Genomic DNA, 902 nt, shown 5'->3' on the forward strand with positions numbered 1-902 from the left:
AATTTTAGCGGGGTGGCAGAACGTCGCGGAATGGACGCTTACTTTCGAATAGCTTAAGATGTGGAAATGATAAATGAAGGCCTTCTGAAGCAAACTGCTAGCCGTTAATAGTGCCGATGCGGCTGATTAATGTCATCGCCAACTGATTTTGGGTTTTCACACAGCCTCGGCCGTAATCTGACTAAAATAGCGACCATTCTCTTTTTTACACCATCCTCCGCTTGAAGGTTATCCGGTTGCCCCAGCTTCTAACTACTGCAGATAGAGCATAAGGTCAGCTTCTCGATCAAAAACCACTAAATATTCGGCAGTCTTGTAAGCGACCACGTCTGTAGGCTCTTCATGAAACTATATATGAGCCAGCAATTCAGTGCCGCAGAGCCGTTCAGCAGCCTCCAGTACTTCAGTCGTATTTTTCTCTTTGAGCCGTGTATCTACCATAGGGTCACGTTTTTGGCTTTGACGAGAGGTTGTGCCTGCCTTCAGCACTTACGATCAAAAGAGTCCGTTATGCAGAGCCACCCCACTCCAAAGCAAGTAACACTCGCTGTACCTGTTTCGAGCCAGACTCAGCTTTGCAAAGCATTATAGGAACTTGACCGTTCAATGCCTGGTTTGGTCGAGCAAGCCAGGCAATAGCAGCGTCTTTGTCTTCCCACACATCTAAAGCTAACATGCTGATATATGCGACTCTGCTTAGCCGCTCTAGCTTTTGATCCAGCTCGACTGTTTGCTGGTTTTTACCTGCTGTGCATGCTTGATTAGGCATGACTTCAAGGCTTTTCTGTTTAGGCTGCATAGATTCCTCTTTGATCACCATCACCATCACCATCACCATCACCATCACCATCACCATCATGAAGTGGTTATAGTTTCCCGGACACACAGACGCAGATAATATT

The 902-nt window shown here is 46.5% G+C and carries 1 protein-coding gene; it reads right to left on the reverse strand.

All coding sequences use genetic code 11. From position 1 onward, the window contains the following. Window positions 1-508 precede the first annotated feature (508 nt). On the reverse strand, window positions 509-902 hold a 394-nt coding region (locus INT21_RS07160; RefSeq protein WP_226930606.1), incomplete at its 5' end, for an MbcA/ParS/Xre antitoxin family protein.

Origin of the sequence: Halomonas sp. 3F2F (genome assembly GCF_014897805.1) — a bacterium.
Taxonomy (GTDB): Bacteria; Pseudomonadota; Gammaproteobacteria; order Pseudomonadales; family Halomonadaceae; genus Vreelandella.